This is a genomic window from Mesorhizobium sp. LNHC221B00, assembly GCF_000502935.1.
Lineage (GTDB): Bacteria > Pseudomonadota > Alphaproteobacteria > Rhizobiales > Rhizobiaceae > Mesorhizobium > Mesorhizobium opportunistum.
The window spans coordinates 34469-50089 of sequence record NZ_AYWR01000004.1; the positions used below are offsets into that span (position 1 = coordinate 34469).

Below are 15621 nucleotides of genomic sequence, written 5' to 3' on the forward strand. Positions count from 1 at the left end.
ATTCCTCTGCGGCATAAGGGCGGACCGGCTGACACCGCCGGCCCTGCCCTCATTCAGGCAGCATCGCGGGCGGAAACAACCGGAAAATCGATCGCGGTGCGGGCTACCTCATTGATATAGTTGGTCCAGACGTTCAGGGCGACATGCTGGACGATCTCGATGATCTGCCCGTCATCGTAGCCCGCCAGCCTTACAGCGGCGACATCCTCATCGCCGACATGCCCGCGGCTTTGCGCAACCCTGGCGGCAAAACGCACCGCCGCGGCCGCCTTGGGATCCGTGGAACCGCCAAGGCGATTGGCGACCATCTCGGCGTCGTCGAGCTTGGCGAGATTCTTGCCGAGATAGCTGTGCGCGGAAAGACAATAACTGCAGCCATTGATCTCGGCCACCGCCAGCGCGATGCGCTCGCGCGTCGGCGCCGGCAGCCGGCCCTTGGCCAGCGCACCCGACATGCCGAGATAGCCTTCAAGCGCGGCTGGACTGTTGGCGACCATCCGAAACAGGTTCGGCACGACACCGAGCTGTTTTTCCACTGCCCGCAGCATGGGCTGCGCGGCTGCGGGAGCGGTGGCGATGGATGAAGGCGTGGCGATGCGGGGCATGAGAATTCCTCTGGATTTGCCCCTCCTATATGCATCCTTCCATCTTGCGGATGTAGGTGCCATAATTGCAATTCATCCTTCCAATTTCTGGAAAAACCATGGATCGCCTCGAAGCCATGTCCCTTTTCGTCGCAGCGGCGGAGTCCGGCAGCCTTTCCGCCGCCGCGCGTCATCTGGGCACTCCTCTGGCAACCGTCAGCCGCAAGGTTTCCGAACTGGAACGGCATCTCAAGACACGCTTGTTGAACCGGTCGACACGGCGGCTGACGCTGACCGATGCGGGCCATGCCTATCTTGCCGCGTGCCGTCGTATCCTGGAAGACGTCGGAGACGCCGAGCGTACCGCTGGTGGCGAGTACAGCGCACCGACAGGTGAATTGATCATCACCGCGCCGATCGTTTTCGGCCGCCTCCATGTACTGCCGGTCGTCACGGCGTTTCTCGCCGCTTACCCGCAGGTGGATATCCGCCTGACGCTCGGCGACAGGATAGCCCAATTGGCCGAGGACCATATCGACCTCGCCATCCGCATCGGCCGGCTGCCGGACTCGCGCATGGTCGCGACCAGGGTCGGTTCGATCCGGCATGTCGTCTGCGCAAGTCCGGCGTATCTGGCCGAGCACGGGGCGCCGAAAACCCCGAAAGACCTTGAAACGCATAGCTGCATCACCTTCGAGGGCATGGGCTCACTCGCCACATGGACCTTCGCGGTGGACAAGGCTGACATTCCTGTCCCTGTCCGTTCCAGGCTCCGGGTCAACACCGCAGAGGCGGCGATCGATGCGGCGACTGCCGGGGTCGGGATGACGCGCGTGCTCTCCTACCAGATCGTCGCCGCTGTACGCTCAGGGGCACTGCAGCCCGTGCTCGAGGATTTCGAACCTGAGCCGTGGCCGGTAAACCTGGTGCATGCCGGCCAGGGCCGGCTGCCGGTGAAACTGCGCGCCTTCCTGGACTTTGCCGGCCCGCGCCTCAGGGAACGTCTGGCGCAGGCGACCTGGTAGAATGAGCCGTATTGTAGCGTTTCCTTTTTGCGCCTGCTTGGTGTAACCAACGCACACTTCCTCACCGGACCTCCCCCATGCTCTATGTCAGATCGCTGGCGTTCAATTTCGTCTTCTACGTCAATCTGATCGTCCAGATGATCCTCTGGACCCCCTACTATTTCCTGTCGCCCCGTCACCGCGCCTGGTTCGTGCCGAAATTCTGGTCGCGCACCTGCATGTGGCTCTACGACAAGATCGCCGGAACGAAGAACGACATCACCGGGCTGGAAAACTTGCCCGAGGGTTCCTTTATCCTGGCACCCAAGCACCAGTCATTCTGGGACGCGATCGCCTTCTTCCCATTCCTCCAAGATCCGCTCTACATCCTCAAGCGCGAGCTAACCTGGATCCCGTTCTTCGGCTGGTACATCATGAAGATGCGCATGATCCCGGTCGATCGCGGCAGCCGTTCCAAGGCCCTGAAGGCGGTGGTCGCGGCGACCAGGGAGGAACTGGCGCGCAACCCGCGCCAGCTGATCATCTATCCCGAAGGCACGCGCCGCGCGCCGGGCGACGAGCCGGCCTACAAATACGGCATCGTCGAAATCTATGCGCAGCTTGGCGTTCCGGTGGTGCCGGTTGCCCATGTCGCCGGCCTGTACTGGCCGCGCCGCAAGTTCCTGCGCTATCCCGGCACCATCAAGGCGCGTTTCCTGCCACCGATCCCGCCGGGCCTGGGCAAGGACGAATTCATGGCGCGACTGATCGGCGACACGGAAGCCGCCTGCGACCAGCTCCTCGTCGAAGCGTCTCAAGCGCCGAATCCGCCGGCCTTGCCGCCAACGGCGTTGAAGCGGCTGCGGGAACTCGGCGCGAAATCCTGAAGCCTTGCTGCCAGACAAGTCAGCCGAACACAGCCAGCACCGTGGTCAGCACCAGCGTCGCGGCAAAGACCAGATTGATGACCCGGGATGCCACCGGCCGGCGCAGAAAACGCGCGAACGCGGCACCCACGAGCAGCCACACGGCATGGATGACAATGATCATTGCCGCCAGGACCGTCAGCTTCAACGACAGGGCAAGCTCGGCGGCGCCTTGCTTTGGAGCGGCGCCGGCAAACACGGCGGCGATCGCCACATAGGCTTTTGGATTGGCTATCGCCAGGAGAAACCCGGCCAGCCATGTCGGGCGCGACGTCTCGGCGGCATGCGCCGCCAGCGGCGGTGCGGTGGCGATCCTGAAGGCGAGATAGAGGATATAGGCGGCGGACGCGACCGCCAGCACGGGCGCCAACCTTGGCATCGAGGTCAGCGCCGCCATGACCCCGGTCGCCACGACCAGCAGCACGGCGACGGTGCCAAGCACGATCCCGCAGGTGTAGCGCAGCGATTGGCGCAGGCCGAAGGCGGCGCCGACGGCGGTGACGCTTATCGTCGCCGGCCCGGGACTGCCCATGACGACAGTGGCGGCAAGCACGAGCGCGAGCAGCTGGCGCCAAAGCTCCGGCTGCGAAACAATCGGTCCGGCCATCCGATCCTCTATCCTGCCCCGTGCGAAGGACGGTATGGCAGGCGATGCGGATCGTCTTGGACGTTCGTGCGCCGGTGGTTGCCGGAAGCGTCAGCCGCTCGCTTTGTCGAGTTCGGCCATGTCGTCCGCCGTCAGTTTCAGCGATACTGCCCTGATCAGGCTATCCATCTGGTCAGGCTTGGTCGCACTGGCGATCGGTGCGGTGACACCGGGCCGCGCGATCACCCAGGCAAGCGCCACTTCAGCTTGTTTGGCGGAATGCCTTGATGACACCGCGTCGAGTGCCGCAAGGATGCGCATGCCTCGCGCATTCAGATAGCTGCCGACATCTTCGCCGCGCTCGCTTTGGCCAAGATCCTCCTCGCTGCGGTATTTGCCGCTCAGGAAACCCTTGGCCAGGCTGAAATAGGTGATGACGCCGATATCCTCTGCCACGCAGAGATCGCGCAGAGGACCTTCGAAGGACGAGCGGTCGTAGAGATTGTATTCCGGCTGCAGCACTTCGTAGCGCGGCAGGCTGCGCAGGCTCGCCACGTCGAGAGCGGCGCGCAACTGGCCGGCGTCGAGGTTCGAGCAGCCGACATGACGAACCTTGCCCTTGGCGAGCAGCTTTTCGTAGGCGCCTAGCGTTTCCTCATAGGGCGTGGCCGGATCCGGCCAGTGCGACAGATAGAGGTCGATGACTTCGGTCTGCAGCCGCTTCAGCGACGCATCGACGGCCTTCTCGATATAGGCGGCGGAAAGGTCCTTGTGGCCCTGCCCCATGTCGGAGCCGACCTTGGTCACCACGACGACCTTGTCGCGATTGCCGCGGTCTTTCATCCATTTGCCGATGATGGTTTCCGATTCGCCGCCCTTGTGACCGGGCACCCAGCGCGAATAGGCGTCCGCCGTATCGACCGCGTTCAGGCCAGCGCCGACGAAGCGGTCGAGCAGGTCGAACGAAGTCTTCTCGTCCGCGGTCCAGCCGAAGACATTGCCACCCAGAACCAGCGGCGCGATGGAAAGGTCGGTGCGACCGAGACGGCGTTTCTGCAAGACGGATCTCCGTGATTGGCAGGGCGGAGGCCGCCCGTTGGCTGGGTTCGCAGCCTAACCTAGGTCTCGCGGCTTCGAGATCAAAGGCCTGGCCGCCTTTTCCGCAGAGCCAGCGCTTCACAAAGGCGCTATCTCCCGCGCCACCTCTTCCAGCCAGTGATCGCGAATGCCGAGTGCTTCCAGGTGCTTCAGCGTGCTGAGGACATAATCCTCGTTGTCGCCGGACTGGCCGGCCGCGCCCCGCACCACCGCTGCCGCAGCCGCCGCGTCGAGCGCGCCGGCATATTGCTCATGCTTGCGATCGACGATGTAGGCCACCGCTTCGACTGTCCCGCCACCATCGAGGCGAACCTTCAGCGTCCGCTCGAGATAGACGCTGGTGACGAGCTCCCGCTCGCGCAGATAGGCAATGACCTCGTCGCGCAGTTCGCCGGGGACGCGGAACGCCAGGCCGACGCAGGAACCGCCATGGTCGAGGCCGAGCACCAGTCCGGGCCGCCGGCGCGTGCCGCGATGCACGAAGGAATAGACACAAAGCGAGCGCCGGTAGCCGTGCAGGCGGGCACGTCGTGTCTCGACATGCGCGAAACCGGGCCGCCAGATCAGCGAACCATAGCCAAACACCCAAAAATCGCCCATATCGCCGCGCCTGATTGCAAAAAGAATGACAATGCCGCACCGGAAACCGGTGTTTTTTCCGTCCGTCCCCGTCTACCTGTTCGTCAATATCTACCTGGTGTTGTCGGAATCGAAGGTCCGTCCACGATACCCATTGCGTTAATGAGAGCCAAAGCATGACGTCAAGTGACGAACGCCAACCAAAATCCCGCCGCGGCCTGTTCTGGCTTGTGGCGTTTATGGTTGTGCTGTTCGCCATCTACAGCGCCGGCTGGTTCTATCTGGCCAACAGGGTCAGGACCGAGGCCGACAAAGCGGTTGCCACGCTCAACAAGAGCGGCATCGAGGCCGGCTGCGCCAATCTCCAGGTCAGCGGCTATCCCCTGAACTTCACGGTCTCCTGCGACAATCTCGCCTACGAGGACGATGCCAAGAACATTGCGGCGTCTGCCGGCAGCTTCAATGCCGTCGCCCAGATCGTCCAGCCCTTGTCGCCGGTCGCCAGTCTGCGCGGTCCGCTCAGGACTTCCGTCCCGGGCATGATGCCGCTGTGGATCGACTGGGACAACCTGCAGGCCAATGTCAAATTGTGGTATCCGCTGCCGCACCGCATATCGCTGCAGGCCGAAGGCCTGTCGGGCCAGACCGATCCGGCCGACGACACCGACCCTGTCGAACTGTTCAGCGCCGGCAAGGCATCGGGCCAATTGCAGCCGAATGGCGGGAATCTCGACTATGCCGGCAGCTTTGGCGATCTGGAGATCGACGCCGACGCGATCGGTGGCCGGGTGCTGCCGGCGCTCGATGCAAGCGGCGACGTCACCCTGAACAACGGCGTTGCGCTGGTCGGCACACAGGTAAAAAGCCTGCGCGGCCAGAGCGTCGAGATCCGCAACCTCGATTTGTCGTCGGGGACAGCACGCGTCACCCTTTCCGGGCCGCTGTCGGTCGATGCCGAAGGCCTGGTCAATGCCGATCTGATGATCAGGATCAAGGATCCCAAGGCCGTGGCAGCCATTCTGGCCGGCGCCATACCCGAGCAGAAGAACGCAATCGAACAGGGTTTCGCAGCACTCGCCATGCTTGGCAGCGAACCGTCGATGCCGCTGAAGGTCGTCAAGGGCAAGGCCTCGCTCGGCTTCATTCCGCTGGGCAAGCTCAAGCCTGTCAATTAAGCATTCCGGCATGGACAGACCGGCAAAGCTTCTGAGCGTCGGCGCGCTGACGCTCGATACCATTCTTCGGGTCGACACCCTCCCCGCGCATCAGGGAAAATTCATCGCCTCCGACGGCATCCAGATCGCCTCCGGCATGGCCACGAGCGCTGCCTGCGCCGCGCAGCGCCTCGGCGCGGAAGTGTCGCTGTGGGCGAGCGCCGGCGACGACCACGTCGGCGATCAGCTGATTGCCGGGATCGAGGCGGAGGGCGTCGATTGCACCTATGTCCGCCGCGTCAGCGGCGCCCGTTCGGCGCTGGCTTCGATCCTGGTCGACGCGCATGGTGAGCGCATCATCGTGCCGTTTTACGACAGCAAGGCCCAGGCCGACCCCGAAGCGCTGCCGGTCGCCGACCTCTCCGCCTTCGATGCCGTGCTGGCAGACGTGCGCTGGCCGGGCGCGGCGGCACTTGCCCTGAAGGCCGCCCGCGCCGCCGGCCGTCCGGCCATCCTCGATGCCGATACAGCGCCGCTGGCGGTGCTGGAGCAGTTGCTGCCGCTGGCCTCGCACATCGTCGCCTCCGAGCCGGCGGTCCGCATCATATGCGGCCAGGCGCTGGATCTGGAGACCGCTTGCGCCGACCTTGCCTCCCGCACCGATGCTTTTGTCGCGGTGACTGCCGGCGCGTCCGGAACATGGTGGTCCGATCGTGCGGGCAGAGGTATCCGCCATGTCGAGGCGCCGAGAATAAAGGCGGTCGACACGCTGGCCGCCGGCGACGTCTTTCACGGCGCCTTTGCCGTCGGGCTGGCGGAAGCCATGCCCGCCGAGCAGGCCTTGCGCTTTGCCAGCGCCGCCGCCGCGCTCAAATGCCTGCGCTTCGGCGGCAGGCTCGGCGCGCCAAACCGGGCCGAGACACTGGCCATGGTCGCCGCGACCTGGCCTGGACAGGCTTAGCTTTTTGCGGGATGCTCGACGGCCTGGCGGCCGAAATCGGGCGCGTCGATATCCTGGCCGGCCTCGATGATCGACCGGCGCACGGCGCGCGTCCGGGTGAACAGGTCGAAGAGCTTGTCGCCGTCGCCCCAGCGGATCGCGCGCTGCAGGAACGCCAAATCTTCCGAGAACCGCGCCAGCATTTCGAGGATGGCATCCTTGTTGTGCAGGCAGACGTCCCGCCACATTGTCGGGTCGGAGGCGGCGAGACGCGTGAAGTCGCGAAAACCGGAGGCGGAATATTTGATCACTTCCGTCTTGGTCACCGATTCCAGATCGTCGGCGGTACCGACGATGTTGTAGGCGATGATGTGCGGCAAATGCGAGACGATGGCCAGCGTCATGTCGTGATGCTGGGGGTCCATCGTGTCGATGTTGGCGCCGGAGCGGCGCCAGAATTCCGATAGCTGCTCCATTGCGTCCGGATCGGTATCCGGCAGCGGCGTGAAGATGCACCAGCGATTGTCGAACAGGTCGGCAAACCCGGCGTCCGGCCCCGATTTTTCGGTACCGGCCAGCGGGTGTCCGGGAATGAAGTGGACGCCATCAGGCACATGCGGCTGCATCTGCGCGATGACAGAGGCCTTGGTCGAGCCGACATCGGTGAGGATCGCCCCCTTCTTCAGCGCCGGCGCGATTTCCTGCGCCACCGTGCCGGACGAGCCGACGGGTACCGAGACGATGACCAGGTCGGCATCACGCACCGCTTCCTTCGCATCCGTGGTGTAGGAGGAGCCGAGCCCAAGCTCTTCAGCTCGCGCCAGTGTCGCGGCGCTGCGGGTCGAGATGGCGACATGGCTGGCAAGACCCTCGCGGCGAATGACACGGGCCAGCGACGAGCCGATCAGGCCGATGCCGACCAGCGCGATCTTTTCAAACATCGGTGATGTCATGGTGTTTCCAGCTCTGGGCGTTCTGGCTTTTCAGGCGTTCTAGCTTTTCAGGAATGTCGTAAGCGCCGCGACAACGCCGCGATTGGCCTCTTCGGTGCCGACGGTCATGCGCAGCGCGTTGGGAAATCCGTAGCCGGAAACGCGCCGCAAAATATAGCCGCGCGCCGTCAGGTAGTCGTCGGCCGCCGCCGCGGAATGCTTCTGGTCGTCGGGAAAATGGATGAGGATGAAATTGCCGACGCTGGGCGTCACCCGCAGCCCAAGTCCGGTCATCTCCTGGCTCAGCCAGGCGAGCCAGGTCTCGTTATGCGCCACGCTGCGCTCGACATGGGCACGGTCTCGGATCGCCGCGATGCCGGCCTCGATCGCAGTCGCATTGACGTTAAAAGGGCCGCGCACGCGGTTGATCGCATCGACGATGTGCATCGGCCCGTACATCCAGCCGATCCGTGCCCCGCCGAGGCCGATCTTGGAGAAGGTGCGCGTCATCACCACGTTCTCGGCACTGCCTACCAGCTCGATACCGGCTTCATAATCGTTGCGGCGGACATATTCGGCATAGGCCGCGTCGAGCACCAGAAGCACGTTGCGCGGCAGGCCGGCATGCAGCCGGCGCACCTCCTGGAACGGCACATAGGTGCCGGTCGGATTGTTCGGATTGGCGAGGAACACGATCTTCGTGCGCGGCGTAATTGCGGCCAGTATCGCATCGATGTCGGCGCGCTCGTCGGTCTCCTTGACCGCGATCGGCACGGCACCTGCCGACTGGATGTAGATCTTGTAGACCATGAAAGCGTGTTCGGTGAACACGGCCTCGTCGCCCGGCGCGAGGTAGGTCTGCGCCAGCAGGCCAAGGATCTCGTCGGAACCGTTGGAGCAGATGATGTTCTGCGGGTTGAGGCCATGCACCTCGGCGATCGCCTCGCGCAGCCGCCTCGCCGTGCCATCGGGGTAGACGTCGAGCTTTCCCGCAATCTCCCGCGCGGCCTCGATCGCTTTTGGCGACGGGCCGAGCGGATTCTCGTTCGACGACAGCTTGTAGACCTTGGCGACCCCGGCTGGCGCCGTGCTCTTGCCGGGCACGTAGGCATCTATGTCCATGATGCCCGCGCGCGGGGTGGGACGTGCCCGATCCGGTGTCTGGTTCATTTTTTGCAAAATCCGTCGAAACCGCCTCCACCCGGAGGCCGCTGCGGAAATACAAGCCATGGCCCGCAATGTCGAGAGGTGCCATTGGTGCCGGCGGCCGGCCCAGCACCCGGCCCAGTGACCGGCCCAGTGGACCGGCATTGACGGCGAGCCAGGCGAGTTCTAGAAGGACAGCGACAGTTCCGTGGTGATTTGGCCGGTCGGCTTGCAGCCACGTTAAACAATTCGCTAAAGGGCCGTTTGCGTGACGTAACCGGCTTTGCGAAGGCAATGCCGGTTTTTTGTTGTCCGCTGCCGGCCGGACGAACGCATCGGCGACGCGGAGATCGGCAGCGATTTCCGAGAAAAGCACGGTGCAACAAGAGAGAATTGATGGCCGCTCTGCGCGCAGGAAAGACTAACAACGAGTTCGACACGCCGTCGAGCCCGGTGTTGCGTTTCGGGTCCGACAAGCCGCTCAAGCTCGACGCCGGCACGCTGCTGTCGCCGTTCCAGATCGCTTACCAGACCTATGGCACGCTGAATGATGCTCGCTCCAACGCCATCCTCGTCTGCCATGCGCTGACCGGCGACCAGCATGTCGCCAGCACCAATCCGGTGACCGGCAAGCCTGGATGGTGGGAGGTTCTGATCGGCCCGGGCCGGATCATCGACACGAACCGTTTCTTCGTCATCTGCTCCAACGTCATCGGCGGCTGCCTGGGTTCGACCGGCCCGGCATCGACCAACCCAGCCACCGGCAAGCCCTACGGGCTCGACCTGCCGATCATCACCATCCGCGACATGGTGCGCGCGCAGCAGATGCTGATCGACCATTTCGGCATCGAGAAGCTGTTCTGCGTGCTCGGCGGCTCGATGGGCGGCATGCAGGTGCTGGAATGGGCATCGAGCTATCCCGAGCGCGTCTTCTCGGCGCTGCCGATCGCCACTGGCGCGCGCCATTCCTCGCAGAACATCGCCTTCCACGAGGTCGGCCGGCAAGCCGTCATGGCCGACCCGGACTGGCATGGCGGCAAATATTTCGAGCACGGCAAGCGCCCGGAAAAGGGCCTGGCGGTGGCGCGCATGGCCGCCCACATCACCTATCTGTCGGAAGCCGCCCTGCACCGGAAATTCGGCCGCAACCTGCAGGATCGCGAAGCGCTGACCTTCGGCTTCGACGCCGACTTCCAGATCGAGAGCTATCTGCGCCACCAGGGCATGACCTTCGTCGACCGCTTCGACGCCAATTCCTATCTCTACATGACGCGGTCGATGGACTATTTCGACCTCGCCGCCGACCATGGCGGCCGGTTGGCGGACGCCTTTGCCGGCACCAAGACCCGGTTCTGCCTGGTGTCCTTCACCAGCGACTGGCTGTTTCCGACCGAGGAAAGCCGCTCGATCGTGCATGCGCTCAACGCCGCCGGCGCCTCGGTATCCTTCGTCGAGATCGAGACCGATCGCGGCCACGACGCCTTCCNGCCGCCATCAACGGCTTCATCGGCTCGGCGGCAAGGGCGAGAGGGCTCAGCGCATGACCCCGAACAGTTGCAGGCCTTTCGGATCAGGATCATGCGCCAGGCGTCAGCGCATGACCCCGAAAAGTTGCAGACTTCTCGGATCGGGATCATGTGCCAGGCGTCAGCGCATGACCCCGAAAAGTTGCAGACTTTTCGGATCAGGATCATGCGCCAGGCAAGGGGCGACCTCATGAGCGTCAACGGCAACCAGCGCGTCGACCTCGAGGTCGTCGCCAACCTGATCCCGCCGCAGTCGCGGGTGCTCGACGTCGGTTCGGGCGACGGCTCGCTGCTCGAACTGCTGCAGGACACCAAGCAGGTCGACGGCCGCGGTCTTGAACTGTCGCAGCGTGGCGTCAACGAATGCGTGGCACGCGGCCTCTCGGTCATCCAGGGCGATGCCGACAAGGATCTCGAATTCTATCCCGACAAGGGTTTTGACTTCGTCGTCCTGTCGCAGACCTTGCAGGCCACCCGCAACCCGAAGCTGGTGCTCGACGAATTGCTCCGGATCGGCAACCGGGCGATCGTGTCCTTCCCCAATTTTGGCCACTGGCGGGTGCGGCTGTCGCTGTTCGTCAAGGGCCGCATGCCGGTGACCTCGGACCTGCCCTATTCCTGGTACGACACGCCCAACATCCACTTCTGCACTATCCGCGACTTCGTCAATCTGTGCGAGGAGCTTGGCGCTACGGTGGAAAAGGCAACCGCGCTCGACGCCAACGGTCAGAAGATCGCCCTGTCGATGCCCTGGTGGTTTTGGAACTTCTTCGGCCAGCAGGCAGTGTTCCTGCTGAAACGATAAGGCAGCACGCATCTATTCCAGGACATCGATGGCCTTGTGCGGATGTTCGACACCATCGACGAAGACGACGTCGGATTGCGAATTGTCGGTCCGCAGGGCGAGGATCGCCTGATAAGCCAGCGAGTTGTACCAGCCGCGCACATGCTCCCTGTCGGGGAATTCGATGATGATGAGGTGGCCTTGCCAGTCGTTCTCGATCACCTCGACATCGCTGCCATGGACCAGGAACCGGCCGCCGAAGGGCTCCAGCGTGGCATCGATCTTGTGCAGATATTCGACAATCTGCGGCCCCATTGTGGCTTGGCGCATATGGGCAACGGCGTAGGCGGTCATGATCTTGCTCCCTTCGGGTCGAAGCCGATCAGCCGGCCTCGCCAGAATAATCTGCCCAAGCTCCGGCAGCGATGCGATTACGTCTGACGTAAAGGAATGCATGCAATCCGCTCCGGGCTGGGCCGTCTTCGCAAGACTGATTCACGGGAAGACTGGAGGGCGACGGTGTTGCATTTGAACCGCGCGCTGCACCAATTCGTCGTCTCGCGCGGGATTGAACCGTTGCACGACGCGTGACAGGAGCGGCTGTTTTTTATAGCCTCAGCCAAACACGACCGAGGAGTCACGGAGGGGGAGTCCGATCCATTCGACCATCCTGAAGATCGATAGACCGGACAGGAAGCGCACATTTGCGCTGGAAGCGGCTGACGCGCCATGACCGCGAAAACGGAGCGCTCTCCCCTCATCACGGTCATCACGCCGACCCACAACCGACGCGACAAGGTGTTGCGCGCCGTCGAAAGCGTGCTTTCCCAGAGCATGCCGAGGCTAGAGCATATCGTCGTCGACGACGGCTCCACCGACGGTACGGAGGCGGCGCTGGCCCGTATTCGCGACCCACGGCTGATCTATGTCGGCGCGAAATGGCGGGGCGCCAACGCCGCCAGGAATGCCGGCATCGAGCGGGCGCGGGCGCCGGTGGTGACCTTCCTTGATTCGGACGACGTCTACTTGCCGCATCGGGTCGAACGGACCTTGAAATGGTTTGATGACAATCCGGCGCTTCAGGTGCTGCTCTCTTCATACGTTTCAATGAAGGGAAACCGAGCCACCAACAGCGTCAACCGGACTGCATTTCTGACCCCGTCAATGCTGGAGCGAGCGGTGGTGGCACAGACGGCCTTCGTCGCCGGCTCCGCGATAACGGCCCGTCGCGACGCCTTGCTGGCGATCGGCGGCTACGACAGCGACATCACCCGGATGCAGGATCGGGAATTGTTGCTGCGCCTGGCAAGACGCTTCGGCGCGCAATTGTCCAGGGATATCGACTGGACGAAACACAGTTCGCAGAATTCGATTTCTGGCCGCAGGGCGGGTTACGTCGAAGCCTATGCGGACCTGATTGGCAAGCACCCGCATATCGCCCGCTGCTACCCCCACGTCCCGCCCTTCATGATCACGCGGCAGATCATCGCCGATCTTCTCAAAGGTCGGATACCAGAGGCCTTCGCAGGCTATATGGCTAACCGCTCGTCGGAAGCGCTTGGATACTCCTTGCCGGAACTGATCAATGGCTACGTCCACGGCCGGCGTTGGCGTCGCGATCTCTACGATGAAGTTCGCGACTAGTTTGCCGCAGCGCCGGCGCTGCCGACGATTTACCGGTCGAGTTCCGGGAAATACGGATCTGACAGGAACCGCCTGTCCCGCTCGCCTTGCAGGCAGTCGATCGGCGCATCCGTCTCGATGGGGGTGACCTTGGCCTTGTCCTGAATACCGCTCACTTCGAGGATCAGCTTGCGCCGGATCGCCGTCGAGAACTCCGCGGACGCATAAATCGGCAGCACGAAGGAACCGGGACCGCCGGTCACGCACTGCGCATAATACCGGTCGAGATGGCTGAAGGTCGGCGACGGCTTGATCAGGATCGGCAGGCCGTTGATGATTATGCCCTTGGCAATGGCCGCATCGCGCGTGGCGGTGACCGGCGGCCCGATATTGTTGGGACCGTCGCCCGATATGTCGATGACGCTGCGTTCGCCGGCGAAATCCGTCCTGTCGAACAGCCCGGCGCCGAAGGCGAGCGCGGTCGAAATCGAGGTGCCGCGAAAACTCCGGAACGGGCGCGCCGCGACCTTGTCGGCAAAGCGGTTGGCGCTCTCGGCGCCGTCGATGACCTGCCAGTTGATGACCGCGTCATCGCGCACCGTGCCGGCCCATTCGAAATAAGCAATCGCGATCCGGCCTGTATTGCCGGAACGGACAGCCTGGATGAAGTCGGGATGCCGCAGCGCTTCGACATAGCCGGCGCGTTGCAGGGCGAACTCCGTCTCGTCCATCGACAAGGAGATGTCGACCGCCAGCACCAGCTCGACGTCGACGGCCAATGCCTCCGGTGGCGAGCCGACGGGAGTTGCCTGGGCGCAGGCAAGGCAAGCAAGCAGGCGCAGCGCATCAAGCATGGCCAATGCCAGGTTGTTTCTGCAGGAAATCTTCCATTGCGATCAAGGCAAAATAAGGTTTTGCGCTCGCAACCGGAGAAAACGCCTATTTTTTGCGATGAGCCGCTGCCGGCGGCGGTTCGATCGCGCCGGCCCTGACATGGACAGGCTTCAGCGCCGGCGCGTCGGGATCCTTGACGATCGTCAAGCCGCGCGGAAAGAATTGGTTGTTGTGCTGCCCTCGCCCGATGTTGATGATCGCAGCTCCCTTCAGGTGCTTTTCCAGCATTGCCAGCACCCGCCGCAGCGACGGACCGTCGAACGCGTCCATCGCTTCGTCGATGATCACCCATTTCGGCTGCCGTAAGGCGAGCCTGGCGACGCCCAGCAAGCGCTGTTCGTCATCGCCCAGCTCATGGTCCCAGCGCCCGACACGGTCGAGCGACCCCGACAGCCGTTCAAGGCCGACCTCGGCCAATACAGCCGAAATCTCGGCATCACTCGCCGGCGCATGCCCGTTCGCGTGGTTGAGCACCTCGCGCAACGTGCCGGCCGGCAAGTACGGGACACGCGGCACGAAGATGAGGGTTTCTCCAGCCGGCAGGCCGATCTTTCCGCTGCCCCAGGGCCAAAGCCCGGCAATGGCGCGGAAGAACAGCGTCTTGCCGGCGCCCGGTTCGCCGGTGATCATGACGCGCTCGCCGGGGCGGATTTCGACATGCTGGTCGGAGAGTTTGGTGCAGCCTTCGGGCGAGGCCACTTGGAGCTTCTCGAACGTCAGGCTGCCATTGGTATTTTGTTCAAAGGTGATGCGCTTTTCGGTGTCGTGCAGCACATCGGTTTCATAGAGCGCGATGCGGAAGTCGGCGACGCGCATCAGCGTGGCGCGCCAGTCGGCGATGCTGCCGATGTTGTTGATGAACCATCGCAACGAAGAGTGGACCTGGTTGAAGGCACCGACCGCCATCATCAGCCCGCCAAAGCTGATATCGCCCGAGAAATAGACCGGTGAGGCAACCAGGATCGGCGCCACCACCGTGATCCAGCCATAGGTGTCGGTCACCCAGGAGAGGTTGATCTGGGAGGTATAGATCCGCCGCATGGCGCCCAGCACCGTACCGAGGTCGAGTTCGAGCCGTCGCTTGGCATCGGCTTCGCCATGGTAAAGCGCGATGGCATCGACATTCTCGTTGACGCGCACCATCGACGAGCGCAGCTCGGCTTCGCGGGTNCAGCCAGGAAGCGGTACCGGCATAGAGGAAAGCCGCCCAGACCATGTAGCCCGGTATGGCCAGCGACCAGCCATTGACGTGGAAGACGAAGCCCGACGACAGTTGCCACAGCACGCCGACGAAGGACACCAAAAGGATGAGCGACTGTAAGAGACCGACACCGAGATCGGTCGACAGGTCCGAGAGATGCGCGGCATCCTGCTGCATGCGCTGGTCGGGATTGACGCCGATGGCGCCAGCATTGGCGAGCCTGAAGGCACGCGTCGGCCGCATCCACTGGTCGATCAGGTCCAGCGTCAGCGCCTCGCGCAGCTTCAGCCGGATCATCTGATTGAGCCAGGTCTGACCAATATTGAGCACCAGAAGCCCGCCGGCGATCATCGCAAAGACGACGAGCTGATGCACGAAGGCCGCCATGTCGCGGCGCGCGAGCGCGTCGTAGAAGGGTTGGTTCCAGCGATTGAGCAGGACCTGGCCGATCGACGTCGCGATGATGACGGCCATGATGCCGACCGACGTCCACAGCAACCATTTGCGAACCGGCGACGCCACCAGCGCCAGTTTGATTGTCGCCACCTGGTCGCGCAGGCTGCTGGCTTCGACAGCGACGGGCTGGACCGCGGCGCCGTTTTCCGGTTGATCAGCCATATCGGAGGTTCCTAACGTTCAGAAGC

General features: G+C 63.5%; 14 protein-coding genes, 2 pseudogenes and 1 riboswitch. Of the genes and pseudogenes, 7 read left to right on the top strand and 9 right to left on the bottom strand.

What is annotated here, in order from left to right; genetic code table 11:
• Positions 1 to 53: 53 nt before the first annotated feature.
• Positions 54 to 605 carry a peroxidase-related enzyme gene (locus X741_RS159715; RefSeq protein WP_023776774.1) on the bottom strand — a complete coding sequence of 184 codons (552 nt, stop codon included), beginning with the start codon at positions 603 to 605 and terminating at the stop codon, positions 54 to 56.
• Between the two features lie 98 nt (positions 606 to 703).
• Between X741_RS159715 and X741_RS159710 the strand changes: the two genes are divergently transcribed.
• A complete protein-coding gene (locus X741_RS159710; protein ID WP_023776775.1) occupies positions 704 to 1609 on the top strand; it encodes a LysR family transcriptional regulator in 906 nt (301 codons plus the stop codon).
• Between the two features lie 77 nt (positions 1610 to 1686).
• The gene (locus tag X741_RS159705) at positions 1687 to 2475 is read left to right on the top strand and encodes a 1-acyl-sn-glycerol-3-phosphate acyltransferase (protein ID WP_023776776.1); all 789 of its coding nucleotides are present in this window, start codon (positions 1687 to 1689) and stop codon (positions 2473 to 2475) included.
• 19 nt (positions 2476 to 2494) lie between these two features.
• Here the strand turns inward: X741_RS159705 and X741_RS159700 are convergent, their stop codons facing one another.
• The 3 genes from X741_RS159700 to X741_RS159690 form a co-directional block, all read right to left on the bottom strand.
• Positions 2495 to 3121 carry a LysE family translocator gene (locus X741_RS159700; protein WP_023776777.1) on the bottom strand — a complete coding sequence of 209 codons (627 nt, stop codon included), beginning with the start codon at positions 3119 to 3121 and terminating at the stop codon, positions 2495 to 2497.
• Positions 3122 to 3211: 90 nt separating this feature from the next.
• Complete coding sequence (locus tag X741_RS159695) at positions 3212 to 4159, bottom strand: aldo/keto reductase (protein WP_023776778.1); 948 nt, start codon at positions 4157 to 4159, stop codon at positions 3212 to 3214.
• A 117-nt stretch (positions 4160 to 4276) separates the two neighbouring features.
• On the bottom strand, positions 4277 to 4798 hold the full coding sequence (locus X741_RS159690) for a gamma-glutamylcyclotransferase (RefSeq protein ID WP_023776779.1): 522 nt from the start codon (positions 4796 to 4798) through the stop codon (positions 4277 to 4279).
• A gap of 155 nt (positions 4799 to 4953) precedes the next feature.
• Between X741_RS159690 and X741_RS159685 the strand changes: the two genes are divergently transcribed.
• Together X741_RS159685 and X741_RS159680 are read left to right on the top strand one after the other, a co-directional pair.
• Positions 4954 to 5952: a DUF2125 domain-containing protein gene (locus tag X741_RS159685; RefSeq protein WP_023776780.1), complete on the top strand. Its 999-nt coding sequence runs from the start codon at positions 4954 to 4956 to the stop codon at positions 5950 to 5952.
• A 10-nt stretch (positions 5953 to 5962) separates the two neighbouring features.
• Positions 5963 to 6892 (top strand): sugar kinase, encoded by a 930-nt coding sequence (locus tag X741_RS159680; RefSeq protein WP_023776781.1) that lies wholly within the window; start codon positions 5963 to 5965, stop codon positions 6890 to 6892.
• On the opposite strand, the gene X741_RS159675 is transcribed toward X741_RS159680, so the two are convergent.
• On the bottom strand, positions 6889 to 7824 hold the full coding sequence (locus X741_RS159675) for a prephenate/arogenate dehydrogenase family protein (RefSeq protein WP_023776782.1): 936 nt from the start codon (positions 7822 to 7824) through the stop codon (positions 6889 to 6891). The two genes, X741_RS159680 and X741_RS159675, sit on opposite strands and share 4 nt — an antisense overlap.
• Positions 7825 to 7863: 39 nt before the next feature.
• Complete coding sequence (gene hisC, locus X741_RS159670) at positions 7864 to 8973, bottom strand: histidinol-phosphate transaminase (protein ID WP_023776783.1); 1110 nt, start codon at positions 8971 to 8973, stop codon at positions 7864 to 7866.
• A gap of 174 nt (positions 8974 to 9147) precedes the next feature.
• Positions 9148 to 9225: riboswitch (SAM riboswitch) on the top strand.
• Positions 9226 to 9345: 120 nt separating this feature from the next.
• On the opposite strand from hisC, the pseudogene X741_RS01000000166340 reads away from it, so the two are divergent.
• Positions 9346 to 10493, top strand: a pseudogene (locus X741_RS01000000166340) (homoserine O-acetyltransferase).
• 172 nt (positions 10494 to 10665) lie between these two features.
• Positions 10666 to 11280 carry a methionine biosynthesis protein MetW gene (gene metW, locus X741_RS159665; RefSeq protein WP_084018396.1) on the top strand — a complete coding sequence of 205 codons (615 nt, stop codon included), beginning with the start codon at positions 10666 to 10668 and terminating at the stop codon, positions 11278 to 11280.
• Between the two features lie 12 nt (positions 11281 to 11292).
• On the opposite strand, the gene X741_RS159660 is transcribed toward metW, so the two are convergent.
• Positions 11293 to 11613 carry a DUF1330 domain-containing protein gene (locus X741_RS159660; RefSeq protein ID WP_023776785.1) on the bottom strand — a complete coding sequence of 107 codons (321 nt, stop codon included), beginning with the start codon at positions 11611 to 11613 and terminating at the stop codon, positions 11293 to 11295.
• 375 nt (positions 11614 to 11988) lie between these two features.
• Between X741_RS159660 and X741_RS159655 the strand changes: the two genes are divergently transcribed.
• Complete coding sequence (locus tag X741_RS159655) at positions 11989 to 12903, top strand: glycosyltransferase family 2 protein (RefSeq protein WP_023776786.1); 915 nt, start codon at positions 11989 to 11991, stop codon at positions 12901 to 12903.
• Positions 12904 to 12932: 29 nt separating this feature from the next.
• Here the strand turns inward: X741_RS159655 and X741_RS159650 are convergent, their stop codons facing one another.
• The gene (locus tag X741_RS159650; RefSeq protein ID WP_023776787.1) at positions 12933 to 13736 is read right to left on the bottom strand and encodes a DUF1194 domain-containing protein; all 804 of its coding nucleotides are present in this window, start codon (positions 13734 to 13736) and stop codon (positions 12933 to 12935) included.
• An 85-nt stretch (positions 13737 to 13821) separates the two neighbouring features.
• A pseudogene (locus X741_RS01000000166345) lies at positions 13822 to 15595 on the bottom strand (ABC transporter ATP-binding protein/permease).
• Positions 15596 to 15621: the final 26 nt, after the last annotated feature.